At 48.6% G+C, this 13,798-nt stretch carries 11 protein-coding genes; 5 read left to right on the top strand and 6 right to left on the bottom strand.

Annotated features, from left to right (window positions below; translation table 11 throughout):
• The 5 genes from OEM52_09295 to gcvT form a co-directional block, all read right to left on the bottom strand.
• Nucleotides 1-1,045 (bottom strand): Wzz/FepE/Etk N-terminal domain-containing protein (locus OEM52_09295; protein ID MDK9700325.1); only part of this gene is annotated, 1,045 nt, incomplete at its 3' end.
• A gap of 12 nt (nt 1,046-1,057) precedes the next feature.
• Complete coding sequence (locus OEM52_09290; GenBank protein MDK9700324.1) at nt 1,058-1,771, bottom strand: hypothetical protein; 714 nt, start codon at nt 1,769-1,771, stop codon at nt 1,058-1,060.
• A 156-nt stretch (nt 1,772-1,927) separates the two neighbouring features.
• Entirely contained in the window at nt 1,928-4,201 is a 2,274-nt protein-coding gene (locus OEM52_09285; protein ID MDK9700323.1) for a DNA translocase FtsK, read from the bottom strand.
• A gap of 102 nt (nt 4,202-4,303) precedes the next feature.
• Nucleotides 4,304-5,035: a 2-phosphosulfolactate phosphatase gene (locus OEM52_09280; GenBank protein MDK9700322.1), complete on the bottom strand. Its 732-nt coding sequence runs from the start codon at nt 5,033-5,035 to the stop codon at nt 4,304-4,306.
• Nucleotides 5,036-5,092: 57 nt separating this feature from the next.
• Nucleotides 5,093-6,211, bottom strand: coding sequence for a glycine cleavage system aminomethyltransferase GcvT (gcvT, locus tag OEM52_09275; GenBank protein ID MDK9700321.1), 1,119 nt, complete (start codon nt 6,209-6,211; stop codon nt 5,093-5,095).
• Between the two features lie 214 nt (nt 6,212-6,425).
• On the opposite strand from gcvT, the gene OEM52_09270 reads away from it, so the two are divergent.
• Both OEM52_09270 and OEM52_09265 read left to right on the top strand, forming a co-directional pair.
• Nucleotides 6,426-7,334 (top strand): ABC transporter ATP-binding protein, encoded by a 909-nt coding sequence (locus tag OEM52_09270; GenBank protein MDK9700320.1) that lies wholly within the window; start codon nt 6,426-6,428, stop codon nt 7,332-7,334.
• 38 nt (nt 7,335-7,372) lie between these two features.
• Complete coding sequence (locus tag OEM52_09265; protein ID MDK9700319.1) at nt 7,373-8,731, top strand: ABC transporter permease; 1,359 nt, start codon at nt 7,373-7,375, stop codon at nt 8,729-8,731.
• Nucleotides 8,732-8,987: 256 nt separating this feature from the next.
• On the opposite strand, the gene OEM52_09260 is transcribed toward OEM52_09265, so the two are convergent.
• Entirely contained in the window at nt 8,988-10,733 is a 1,746-nt protein-coding gene (locus tag OEM52_09260; protein MDK9700318.1) for an ABC transporter ATP-binding protein/permease, read from the bottom strand.
• 159 nt (nt 10,734-10,892) lie between these two features.
• Here OEM52_09260 and OEM52_09255 point away from each other — a divergent pair, with 159 nt between their 5' ends.
• The 3 genes from OEM52_09255 to OEM52_09245 form a co-directional block, all read left to right on the top strand.
• A complete protein-coding gene (locus tag OEM52_09255; GenBank protein MDK9700317.1) occupies nt 10,893-11,999 on the top strand; it encodes a glycosyltransferase in 1,107 nt (368 codons plus the stop codon).
• A 164-nt stretch (nt 12,000-12,163) separates the two neighbouring features.
• Nucleotides 12,164-13,099: a flippase-like domain-containing protein gene (locus tag OEM52_09250; protein MDK9700316.1), complete on the top strand. Its 936-nt coding sequence runs from the start codon at nt 12,164-12,166 to the stop codon at nt 13,097-13,099.
• Nucleotides 13,096-13,798, top strand: a 703-nt coding sequence (locus OEM52_09245) for a glycosyltransferase (protein ID MDK9700315.1), incomplete at its 3' end; no start/stop codon positions are given. The genes OEM52_09250 and OEM52_09245, both read left to right, overlap by 4 nt.

Raw genomic sequence — 13,798 nt, 5'->3', positions numbered from 1 at the left:
GCTTTTGCGACGTTCCCAGTGGATCGCTGCTACCGGAAGTATTCGCCGCATACTTGCGGGTCTCTTCCTTCAAGCGTTCTTTTACTGTATTGATTTCACTCTCGAGCGAACGCACTGTAATGTCGGCACCGGGTGCGGCACGCCCTTGAATCGTCGCGAGCTTCGTCTGTTTGTCAGCGAGCTCTTTCATTAACGATTCGATTAACGGTGACGAAATGGAACTGATGTCATCCACCAAATTCATTTTCGTTTCGGAGAGTTCCTTACGGAGATAATCGAGGCGGCGGAGGTTCGAGTTTAAATCGGTCTCGGCACTTGCCAAAAGCGACTTAAACGTTGAAGATTGTTCGACTAACTGCATCGTCTCTTCGTTCAGTGCCGGTAGTCGTTCTTCCTCTTGGTATCGGCGTTGGGCTTCTTCCGAGGAAGCTAACCGCATCCGCACTTTATCCAATTCGTCTTCGAGAAATTTCCGGACTTCGCTGACTTCGCCGCGTGACGCACTCAAGCTCTGTTCGAAATAAGCTTGCGCTACGGTGTTAGCTAAGAATGAAGCTTCAAAGGAGCTTCTTCCGGTAACTGCGATACGAATAATATCATTATCACGCGAACCGCGAACATCGATCCGTTCCCGCATTTCACCGACTTTATCGTCAAAATTGCCCGGGATTTTCATCAAGGAGATTTCGTCATGATAGGGCGATTGCGTAATTTTTTTTACAACTGCCTCTGATAACGAGCGCGACTTGATCAATTCAATTTCGTTCCGGACGCGGTTGCTCAATGCCCCTTCAGCTGCGCCCAACATTGGTAACGAAAGATCGATTGCATTGTTGCTCTCGACCAGGATCGAAGTTTCCGCGCGATACACCGGCTGCATTCGCGAAGTCATGATCGCAGTCGAGGAAACAACTACGACAAACGATAAAAAAATGATCCACCGTCCCCGAAACAAAGCGCGCGAAATGCGAGACCAGTCGATTCGTGGGTGTTCCGCCCGACTCGCTGCCAACTGCGATTCCAAAACATCCATGGGTTGTGCCAAGGAAATTCCTCCCTATCCCGTAATTTCAAGTATTTTTGCTGGTGCTGTAATGAAAAGTTCTTCTGCCCGTTTTCGATTCGTCCACTTCTCCACTTGCCGGAATGCCGACGCCATCCCTAATGGTCGGCTGCTGTCGTTATGCCCATCTGAGGCGGCAAGTTTTGCTAAACCACTCTTAATCAGAGTTTTCGCAGTCTTTTGGGTTTCGCCGCCAAAGTCACCGCGAATCGAACCGGCATTGATTTGTAAGAGGGCACCTGAATCGGCTAACCTCTTGTATTCTCGTTCGTTATCTTGCAATTTGACATATCGCTCGGGGTGAGCCAACACGATGCCAAAGCCTTTCAGAGTCATCCGCCGTATTACTTCGGCGTAATTCCCATGATATTCATACATCGGGAATTCTACAAGTATGTGCCTCCCGAGCCCACCATAGGAACCACAAGGATACGCTAAAAAGCGCTCCAAATCAGGCATCAAATATATCTCACCGCCGGAAAAAACCCGAATCGGTAACTTCCATTCGGCAATTTTTGCCAATCCTTCGGTAAATCGCGTTGCGATTTTAGCAAAATAATCGATTTGCTCGCCCGAAAGTAGATGTGGCGTCCATGCGATGGCAGTCGTCCCCTCATCGATAGCCTGCAGCAGCATATTACGGGTCATCTCCCACGATTTGCTACCATCATCGATTTCAGGAAAAATATGACTATGCAAATCAACCATGCTGCCATGCCGGGTAATCGATCCAAGTCCGAAAGCTATAGAAATTCATGAAAACTCGATTTATCTAACCGCAAGTTTTTTCCTGCGTTAACCCGACAAAGCATTAAATGACGCTTTCCCGTTGCAATTCACAACAGGTTGTACGTAACAAACAAATCACTCTTCATCGCCGGGTGACAACATCTCTTCCAGCGTATCCGCCCCGATAAGAACCTCGCGTGGTTTGGAGCCGTCGAATTTACCTACGATTCCGGCTTGTTCCAACTGATCCAGCAAACGCCCTGCCCGACTGTATCCGACGTGTAATCGACGTTGAATAATGGCTACCGACCCTTGCCCCGCCCGAACAACGACTCGCGCCGCTTCGTTAAAGAGCTGGTCGCGGTCACCGGTTTCACCGTCATCGTTATTCCCTTTATTATCGCGGGGCATATCGAATTGGAGCGGCTGTACTGGGGGCTGGCCGGCAATCCAGTCCAATAGCTTTTCGGTTTCTGAGCTTTCGATTAGACCGCAATGGACGCGCAAAGGCTTCATTTCCCACGGCGGAGAAAACAGCGCATCGCCGCGCCCTAACAGTTTCTCAGCGCCAGTCTGGTCGAGTATCGTCCGGCTGTCGACTTGACTTGCGACTTGAAAGGCAAGTCGCGCCGGTAGATTCGCTTTGATTACACCTGTTATGACATTTACTGAAGGTCGCTGGGTTGCAACTACCAAGTGAATTCCCACTGCGCGCGCCATTTGCGAAATGCGTTGAATTGGGTCTTCCACCTCTTTTGCCGCAGTGAGCATCAAGTCGGCTAACTCATCGACAACTACGACAATATAACAGAGCGGTTCCACTGCCGCCGGGTGACCTCGACGATGAAGTTCCTGATACTCTCTGAGGTCGCGGACACCGGCTCCGGTTAGCAGCTCAAGGCGCCGTTCCATTTCACTCACACACGCTTGCAGCAGTTTCACTGCTTGTACCGGTTTCGTAACAACCGGATCGGCGCCCATCAATTGTACGAGATGATGTCGAACTAGATTTTTATACGGTGTCAACTCTAACTGTTTTGGGTCAATTAACGCGATTCTTACTTCGCTGGGTGTGCGCCGGAGCAACAAGGAGGCAAGCAAACAGTTTATGAAGACTGATTTCCCAGAGCCTGTCGTACCTGCTACCAACAAGTGGGGTAGCTTCGCTAAATCGGTTACTAACGGCTGTCCATCGGTAGTCAAACCAATCGCAACCGGTAATATCCAACCATCCTTCTGAAAAACTGCTGACTCGGCAACTTCCCGGAATCGGACAATCCGGGGATTACGATTAGGAATTTCGATACCAACAGCTTCCTCGCCGGGTATGGGAGCGAGAATCCTGACACTTTTTGCCCGCATCGCCCGCGCGATGTCGTCGGAGAGATTGGCAAAGGAAGAAACCTTAACTCCGGGACCTGGCACAAAATCGTATCGAGTCACAACTGGCCCGGGATGAATGGTATTCACAGTTGCAATTACATTGAATTCGCGCAAGGTTTGAAGGAGCTTTGCCGCTAACTCTTCATAGGGTTCCGGTACAATCTCACCGTCTGCCGGCTTGAAAATATCAAGCGCAGGAAGCCGATAGGGGCTTTCTATCATCGGTTCGACCGGCAGATTTTTCGTCACGGTCTCGGTTGGTTTCGGCATCACGATTTGTGGCCTAACCGGGAACAAATCGTTGTTATACAGCGGCTCGTCGACGACCTCTTCTACTGGTTGAGCTTTTCGCTTTTTCACTGGTTCTGCAACCGGTGGTGGCGGCAAACTCGGCGGTAATTTTTCTTGTCGTTTCTCTTCGATGGTTAACGGTTTCACCGGACGCATCGCCAATCGTTGCGAACGCCAATCCAACCAGTTATGAGCAGCCCGCCGCAACACGTTACCAACCGTTAATCCGATGAATAGCAACGTCAGAAATGTTAACACCAGCGCAGTACCTAACCCATTTAGCCACTGCCAGAGCCATTCGACAAACGCCGATCCCAACAACCCCGCTTCGCGATAGGTCGAAAAATCAAATTCGTGAACTTGCCAATAGGCTACCCAACTCGCCCCAAGCCATCCCACAGCAACTACCGGTAGGAAGCCGCGCAGCCATGGTTTTCGCCAACTGGGAATGATGAGATATACCGAGAACCAAAACAGGAGGAGAGGCAATACTCCGGTTAAATGCCAACCGAACAGTAGTTGCATTGACCAATACGCCCAACTGCTTCCCGCTGGACCAAGAGCGTTCAGAGTTGTGCCACTGCCGCTGCTTTCCGGCCAGTCATCCGGGGAATATGTCGCTAACGATATCGACCAGAAGATTGCGAAGAAAATCAGGACGAGTGCAATAATCCACCGGCGCTTTTGCTTCGGTGGCTCGATCTCGAGTTCACGTTTCGGGTTGTTACGACTCATTCCTACGCAGGTATATTGGTTGCATGATAAGATACAACGGGAATGTACCGAGATGGAAGATGAATTGCGAGCGATTGCGTTTACTTGTAGAAGGTAGGAATTCTATACGAGGAGCTTCTCGATTTTTCCTTCACGAAATACCGGCACGAAATCGAAGCGGTCAATCGCTGCACAAATCGGTAAGTCACTACCCATACCTATCGACTCCAAATAGCTGCCGTGTTGTGAAAGCTTGAGCATAGCAAGGAGATCGCCTTGCAGTTGTTGCGCCAATGCCGCTACTGCAACTGCGCCATCGGAAAGCGTGTATTCTGATTCGCCCACCAGTTCGCATAAAACAGTAACCAGCACACCGGCGCAAACTGCGTCCTCTAATGCAAAGCGCTCCAGTTTGCCCGAACAGACGATAGTCACGTCCGTCCCTTGTGATAAGAGGTAGCGCGCCGCTGCTGAAAGATTGTTGAAGGATGCTAAAATTGAGTGTTTCGCGCCATGGGATTTCAAAAGTGTCTTAGAACCATTGGTCGAGGAATAGACCAATGTCTTTCCCGAGACTGCTTCCACTGTGTACTCGGTAGGAGAATTCCCTAAATCGAACCCAGCAATCTTTACACCATCCCGCTCGCCACAAAGTAAAATCGAATCCCGTTCAAATTGTTGGGCAAGTCCCATTGCATCGGCAACGGCATCGGTAGGAATCACATTCCGAGCGCCATTTTCCAACGCAAACAGGATCGTGGTGGATGCGCGTAGAACATCGATTACTGCAACCGAATGTTCTTTCATCCGTTCGGTTGAGGCTTCTTGGGGGAGAATACAGACATCAATTTTCATAGTGATACAGTTGAAGGGGGCATAACGAATACACCCCTTTCAGTTTGCTTCCGGAAGTTATGGTTTTGGCTGTTCTCGAACGACAAACGGAGTTTTTACTACAGTCGCCTTGACAACGCGATCGCGAATGACGATTTGAATTTCGGTACCAACCGGGGAATCGTCCATAGCAACGTATCCGGTTCCGATACCTTTATCCAACGTGGGCGACCACGTTCCACTTGTAACAACACCAATGGTTTCGCCATCCTTGCATCGAATCACCATTCCAGGACGGGGAACGGCGCGACCTTCCACCATGAATCCCACATTAAATCGGGGAGTTCCTTCCAGTTTTGCCTTGAGCATCGAATCGCGACCGTAGAAATTCGGTTTACTGAGTTTCACGATCCAGCTTAGACCCGCTTCGATCGGATTGTGATCGGCATCGATTTCGTGACCGTACAACGCGAGTTTCATTTCAAGCCGGAGCGAGTCGCGAGCGCCTAAACCGATTGGTTCCAGACCGAAGTCTTTGCCATACTTCCACAATTCGTTCCAAACGAGCAGCGAATGCTCGACCGGGAAGTACAGCTCAAAGCCATATTCGCCAGTGTATCCGGTACGGGAAACGATTCCGTCAATCCCGGCGATTTTCCCCGGCTGGCACCAGTAGTATTTGATTTGTTTCACATCGACGTTGGTTAATTTCTGGACTAACTCACCAGCGCGGGGTCCCTGCACTGCCAAGAGTGTAAAATCGTCGCTCTTATCGACGAAAGTAACGCCGGTCGCGGGGACATGAGCTTTCAGCCATGCGAAATCTTTTTTGATGTTTGATGCATTAACCACTAACATGACTTTGTCGGCTAACCGGTATACCAGCAAATCGTCGACAAAACCGCCATCTGGATAACAAAGTCCAGAGTACATGACTTGGTTCAGTCCTAATTTCTCGGCGTCGTTAGTGACCATCGAATTGACCCACGACAATGCGTCGGGACCGGTAACTTCAAATTCCCCCATGTGCGACACATCGAAAACTCCGACATTGTTGCGCACCGCATGGTGCTCGGCGATAATCCCTTTGGGATAACTCACCGGCATTAAGTAACCGGCGAAATCTACCATCTTTCCGCCTAACGCAATATGTTGATCGCATAAGGCGAGCTTTTTCGGTTGACCGTTGCTTGACATTTCTTTTCTGCTCCCGTTGCGTGTGGACAAAGACGCTGCTGCGTCGAAGGAATAAACTTGGGGGGTGCTCGATGAGACGGGCAGCCGTTCTAAGATACAACGAACCATGTCCCGAATGAAAAATGTTAGGTTTTCACAATAATTTCTGCGCATATTTTTCGTTGGTTACACGAAAATGTTTTTTGTTACCGTTAGGAAAACTATATTCTTCGCAATGAATATCGCAATCGAACTCCAACAACTTAGTTATCGTTATCGGAATGCGGCAACGAATGCAATCGATGGTGTGACGCTGGAAATTCCCGTCGGATGTTGTTTTGGGTTGCTTGGACCCAATGGTGCCGGGAAAACCACGTTGATGCGATTGCTATGCGGCAGCCTGACTCCTACTTCAGGAACCATCCATTACGCAACCGAATCCCACGAACGAATTGGCGTTGTTCCACAGGAAATCGCGTTGTACGAAGAGCTATCGGCGATCGAGAATTTACGATTCTGGGGGCGATTACAAGGGGTAGCGAGTAGTGAACTCAGCGAGCGTTGTGACTCATTATTACGGACAGTTGGTTTACTCGAACGGCAACTTGATATCGTCAAGAAGTTTTCCGGGGGGATGAAGCGGCGATTGAATTTCGCATGCGGCATTATCCATCAACCGAAATTGGTTTTACTGGATGAGCCGACCGCTGGTGTCGATCCCCAAAGCCGCGCCCACCTGTTAACGTTAGTGGAGCAATTGGTCGAATCCGGAACCACGGTTTTGTACTCGACTCATTATATGGAAGAGGTGGAACGGCTTTGTTCCCGAATGGCAATCATCGATCAAGGGAAGTTGTTGGAGGAGGGGTCGCAGGAGGAAATCCTCGCCCAGTATCCGTTACCGATGAAAATGATTCTCCACACCAACCATCCCGAGCAGGCGAAACAAGTTTCTCTCGCATCAAAAGTTACCGAATGCGGGGCGGTTACTTTAGCGGGAGAACGAGTCGAAGTACTGCTAACTGTTCCTGTCAACGAAGCAATCCAAAAAATTGGAAAACTCCCGTTCGATTCGCTGGAGATTCGCAAACCATCACTGGAATCGCTATTTCTGCATTTAACCGGACGCGGCTTACGCGAATAATTTAACTTGGATTAGCATCGGATTATCGATCAAATATTATGTGGACATTATTACAAAAAGATATTCGATTATTGCTCCGCAGCCGCGGTGAGTTGGCGCTTACGTTTGTTGTGCCTATCCTTATGGCAACGGTATTCGGCTTTGTCTTTTCTAGTGGCAACGACGTCGCTGAACCCATTCGCGTACTCTATCTCGATCAAGACCACTCCCCATTCTCACAACGCCTACAATATGAGTTTCGTAAAGAGTCTGCGATCAAATTAGTCGATTCAGTGAAAGAGGGAAATGCGAAAGTACTGATCGATAGCGTCATCGCAACGAATCGAATAACCCGCGGTAAAAACAGTATCGCTTTGGTGGTGCCGCAACATGCGTTCGATACTTTAGTGCAAAAAGGAAAGATTGCGCTGGAGGTATGGAACGATCCGAAAGCGGCGATTGAGACGAATATCCTCGGTGGCATGATTCAAAAAACAGTGTTTTCCGGGATGCCGGAATTGCTTGGTTTGATGATGATTGGCCAGACTTCGCAAAGCGTCGGGAAACCAGAAGCGTTGCAATTCGATCAAGGTCTGCGGGAGTTGGTTAGCAAAACCTACCACATGCAACTCGATACTCTGAACAAGCACTGGATGAAGACGAACGATTCCGCGAGTATCGCACAACAACTTCTGCGTCCGTTGTTGGATACGGCGAAAACTGGCAGTAAGGGCAACTCCGGTCAAGGGATGAATCCTTTTGGGAATATGTTCCTCTTTCAAGTACGGGAGTTGGTAGGAGAAAAAGTCGTGAATCCGGGGGTATCGCAATCGATAGCCGGCACCGCTGTACTCTTTCTCATATTCACGGTTGGTTCTATCGCTCAAACACTTTTGAAAGAGAAGCGCGAGGGTACGCTACGGCGGTTACTGCTCTCAGGAATCACAGTACAAACGTTGTTGTTCGAGAAGTGGTTGTTTCATCTCATACTCGGAATGTTGCAACTCTATGCGATGTTCGGATTTGGAAAATTAGTCTTTGGTTTAGAGTTGGGATACGATCCCTTGCAATTACTTCTCATCAGTGTACTGACGGTGCTCGCAGTGACTGGAGTTGGATTGCTGGTTGCAGCAATTGCGAAGTCGGAGGAGATGGCGTCGATGCTGGTGACAATCATCGCGCTCAGTATGTCATCTATCGGCGGATCGATGTTCCCCTCATTTTTGATGCCGGGTTGGTTGCAGACGATTGGAAAATTTACGTTGAATCATTGGGCGATGCTCGCATACCAAAATTACTTCTGGCGTCGACTGCCATTGAGTGAATCGCTCACTTCCTTGCTGGTGTTAGGCGGAATTTGTGTCGTAGTTACTGTTGTCACAATTCCACTGCTACAACGCAAATATGCGAATGAGTAGCTATTGTAGGAATGAGTGTTGGGTAGTGACTAACCTCTTGCCTGTAATGGTGAAGTTGTAAGTTGTTGCGGGTTCCAAGCCGTTTTTAAGTAGAAATCGAGTTTAACTCGACCCGGTGCGGAAACCGCCGCATAAGAAAGGGTACCGACAGGTCTCCAGAATAGTTCAATAGAAACAGAAACGAAAACAGGATTTGAATCCTGTTACCATTTCACTCTTCAAGTCGGGCGTGATATGTTGCACCCCTACCGATACTTTACGCTACTTCAGCTAATTCTTCGGTGATGCGTTGGCGTTCGAATAGTTCGGAAAACTCGCCGTTACGCTCTAAAAGCACTGTCGGTGATCCGTATTCAACTACTACCCCGTTCGATAGTACCAATACATTATCGCAATTCATGACAGTAGAGGCGCGATGGGCGATCAGTATAGTTGTACGACCACGCATAAATTGCTCTAACGACGTAAGAATCGCGCGTTCGGTAGCAGTATCGACATTGGCAAGCGGATCGTCGAGTATCAAGATTTTTGGATCGGTTAACAAAGCACGGGCAATGGCAGTCCGCTGTTTTTGTCCACCGGAAAGCGTAACTCCCCGTTCACCGACTAAGGTGTTGTAACCATCTTCTAACTGCTCGATATCGTTCGACAATGCCGACATTTCGGATACTTTTACAATACTTTCCGTTGGTTTGGTAGGGTCGGCAAATGCGATATTTCCCGCGATGGTTGTACTGAACAAAAAGGCTTCCTGCGGGACGAATCCTATCGAACCCCGCAACGTCGATAACCGGTACTTTTCGACGGGAATACCATCGATTTCTACAGTACCGGATGTCGGCGGGTACAACCGGGGAATGAGGGCTGCCAAAGAAGATTTTCCACTACCTGTACGACCGACAATACCGAGGGAACCACCTTCCGGTATAGTAAATGAAACGCTGGTTAATGCCGGTTCACGATCTTCGGTATATCGCAATGAAACACTTTTGAACATAACAGAGCCAGTAATCGCAGTATCGACGGTGCCGGTGTCTGGTTCGTCGGGCGTTTCCATAATCGTCATAATCCGTTGCCATGAGGCAAGTCCTCGTTGGATAAGATTGGCCACCCAACCGATAGCAATCATCGGCCAAGCAAGCAAACCGAGGTAAGTAGTGAAGGCAACAAAGGTACCCAGCGAAATTTTTCCATCAGCTAATTGATTACCGCCGATCCAAAGAATAGCGACAAAGCCACCGGAAAAGATGATGCCCATTGCGGTCTGGAATGAACCATCAAACCGCAAAACGCTAACAGCACGCTTATAGTACTCACGGTTATGAACATCGAGTCGTTCGACTTCACGGTGCTCTTGCGCATAGGAACGGATAACACGCGCACCAGAGAGATTCTCCTGTACAGCAGCCGACAGTTCGCCGGTTTTCTCTTGGAGGGCGTCGGTGCGTTTGAAATCCTCTTGACCTAACCACCCAATCACGACTGCAACAATCGGAATTAGTAGTAAAACATACAGTGTGAGAGATGGCGCCAGCATGAACATGATTGTGATACTGAATAGTAATGTCACTATCGTGTTGGCTAAGTACATAACCGCTGGTCCAATCATCTGCCGGACATTCTCGATATCAGAAGTTGCGCGACTCATTAGGTCGCCTGTGCGGTTACGGTCGAAAAATTGTGCTGGCAACCGCATTAGCTTATCGAAATAGTTCGTTCGAAGGTCGTACTCAGCATCCCGCGAGACTCCGATCACTTTCATGCGCATGTGATAACGGAAAACGCCGCGAATCACTGCGAGAACGACTAACAGCCCCGCCCATTTCCATAAGTCAAGCCAAACGAATTCCTTTCCAATGGTGTCGAATGCTTGTTTGAGGATATAGGGTCCAACCGCGTCAAGGCTGTTGGCTACAATAGCGAAGCTCAAACCGATGAATAAACCAGTCTTATGGGGTTTCAGTAATCCCAGCAGTTTTCGATAACTTTGTGAAGTCGTCACAGTTTTCCGATATGGTTATGAATTCATTACATTCGTACGATTGTGGCGATTGTTTTGCCAACACACCCACTCCGGGCATTGATCAACCTGAATGCCGATGTTTAAAATACGGAAATCCAACAGCAGATGCTTAAAACCAACGAAAGTGGCTGGTAATCCATGAGTATTACGTATGGGCTATCGATCCTGTTGATGTTGTCTACATTCTGCTGCTTCTGCTGGTTGATCTTTGGGTACTTTATACGTCGCGAGCGAACCCACGTTTCCGAAGATATGCCGGAAATCGAAGTGTTGTTGCCCTGTCATAATGAAGAAAAGTATGTCAACGAATTGTTCATTGCTTTGGAACATTTGCAGTGGAAGGGTTCGAATCTCCGGTTTTGCGCAATCGACGACCGTTCAAGCGATCAAACGAAAGAATTGTTAGCAACTTTTGTTTGGCGCGACCTCAAAAACCGAAGATTACTTGCTATTCACCCCTCAGAAGCGATTCCCTATGCAAGCCCAAAGAAGAATGCTTTGGAACAAGCGATTTTTTCTTCTAAAGCGGAATGGGTGGTAACTTTGGACGCCGACAGCCGACCTCAGTCGGATTGGCTTCTCGAAATGTTCGCCGGTTGGGAGAAGAATTGGATTGCAATTGTCCCATCCTATACATTTAGCGGCGGTCTCGGCCTCGGCTCAAAAATTCGTAAATTAGAAGCATTGGTGCAATCGTTTCTTATGCGGAGCGCGATCCGTAACAAACATCCCTTATCAGCTATCGGTGCTGGATTTGCTTATCAAGTCGCTGCATTCCATCAAGTCGGCGGTTATCGGGGCACAATCGGCGAGCGGATTTCTGGTGATGATGATTTACTGCTACATCGTTTGGCAAAACTGCCGGGACGCATCGTCTCGAAAAACGGCAGAGCGTCAATGGCGGTACTCGACCGTGAAACAGGTTCTTACTGGCGGGCACGGGGAAGACATTACTCGGTTGCTCCGGATTATCCATTCTTCTGGAAGTTGTTTGGCGTGTTAGCAATTCCAGGTATCATGATTGCACCGATGTTTTTATTTCTGGATGCATTCGTGTTTCAGCGTTGGTATGCTGCTGGGGTAGCTGTACTGCTGCTCTTGTTAGAGGTGAATGTTTTATCCAAAGTTGCGAAAACGACCAACGGACAAATGATTTGGTGGTATCCGTTCTTTCTGTTTTTCGGATTTCCATTTTGGTTGTTGGGAATTGTGTGGTCAACTGTGAGACGGAAGCCGGGTTGGTAATTTTTTTTTTGAGTTGGACGAAGTAATCTGACGTTGATTTGCAATTCGACAGACAAGAGTGTCTGTCGTACGAAGTACAAAAGCTCAGACCGGATTACGAAATGTGAGCCCTGCGGGGTTGTCTGAGCCACTCATTCTGAGTTTCTTAAGAGTAAAGTGTAGTGATGAATTTTCTGCATAAAATCCAAGGCAAGTTATGGATCGTATCGCTACCATTAGCGATCGGTTTGGTATGGCTGGTCGTTGACCAAGTTGGATGGAAAGTTCTTTACAACGCGCTTGACAATTTTAGTTTAGCGACTTGGGTCTTTGCGTTTTCGTTCACAGTTATCGAGCTCTACTTTCAATTGCTTCGTAGTTGGATATTTCTGCGCTGTGATAATCCTGCGCTTAAGTATGGCGAAACCGCAAAAGCTGGATTAGCGGCGTTTAGCGCAGGCTCGTTTACTCCAGGACGTATCGGTGACTCGGCACTCGTTTTGTTGTTGCCGAAATTGTCGCCGCGGTCGATTGGTTTATCGTTGGTGGATCGGTTAATGTTCTGGCCGCCAATGCATATGTTTGGCGCGATTTCGTTGGGGATTCTGTTCTTTCCGACGTTTGGAAACATGGGTGTTGTTATATCAATCGTTGTTGTGGTGGTTTACATTGTTGCCATGGAAGTTGTCTTCCACCGCACCCGACATACCGGTGAGCCAAATACTTCGAAGAAATTTCTCCGCGAAATGTATCACGGATTTGCAATGATGCCGAAGAAGGTGTGGCGTATCGGTATTCTGTTAGGTTTCTGCCAATACTTCGCCATCATGATACAATTTGTAATCGGGTTATCAGCAATCGGGTTTCATGGAAGTTTGTTTGATGCAGCGGTGATCTTCGGTGCTTTACAACTGTTCCGTAGTTTCCTTGCATTCACTCCGGGCAATCTTGGTATCAGCGAAGTCGTGGGAATGAAACTGGGCGAATATGCCGGGATGAGTGCAGACGTTCTTCCTCAGGTTACGTTTCCGTTTTTCGTAATCAATACAGTTATTCCTGCCTTGGTGGGATTCCCGCTTTGGATCGCGCAAAGCCGTAAATTCAAGCGAATTAGCGAATGAGTGAACTTTGGACGGCATGGCTTGCGTATTCGATTGGTGTGTATGCTATTATTTCGTGTACAGCTCTAATCGGATGGCGAAGAAATCTACTGCCAGCTCATGACGCCGAATTGCCAATCCACATTTTTGTTCCTGCTCACAATGAAGCGAGTGTTATCGGTGGTTTGTTAGAAGATCTCGAACGACAGACTTTCCCAAAAGCGAATTTCAAGATAATTGTTGTTGACGACCGTTCGACCGATGCGACCCCCGATGTTATCGAGCGATATCGACCCCGCCTTCCCATTCAATGCATGCGGATTGATAAACTGCCGGCGAATGTGCATGGGAAGCTTCACGCAATGCATTTAGCGACCTCTGGTTTAAGCAATGGCAGCGTGTTGTTTGTCGACGCCGATTGCAGGGTCGGACCGCGTTGGTTGGAAACGATGGCAAAACATTGTGGTCCGGGCGGTTGTGCCGGCCCGGTTTTTGAGCTGCCACGCAAGAAATCGCTCTGGCGGGAAGTGCTATCGCTTGACCAAGCGGCGGTAACATATCCCGCAATGGGTTTATTGGCGCGGATGATTCCTTTCACCGCCTCGACAGCGAATATGCTGCTTCCGGTACAGGCGTTCCGCAATGGGTTGTGGGATCGCGTAGGAACGGAAGGCACCGGTGAAGATGGGCGTATCCTTCAGGCGCAAGCTTCAGTAGGAA

Source organism: bacterium (genome assembly GCA_030247525.1).
In the GTDB taxonomy this organism is placed as follows: Bacteria; Electryoneota; JAOADG01; order JAOADG01; family JAOADG01; genus JAOTSC01.
Note: the sequence above shows the minus strand (reverse complement) of the source record. Positions and strands in the feature narration are given on the sequence as shown.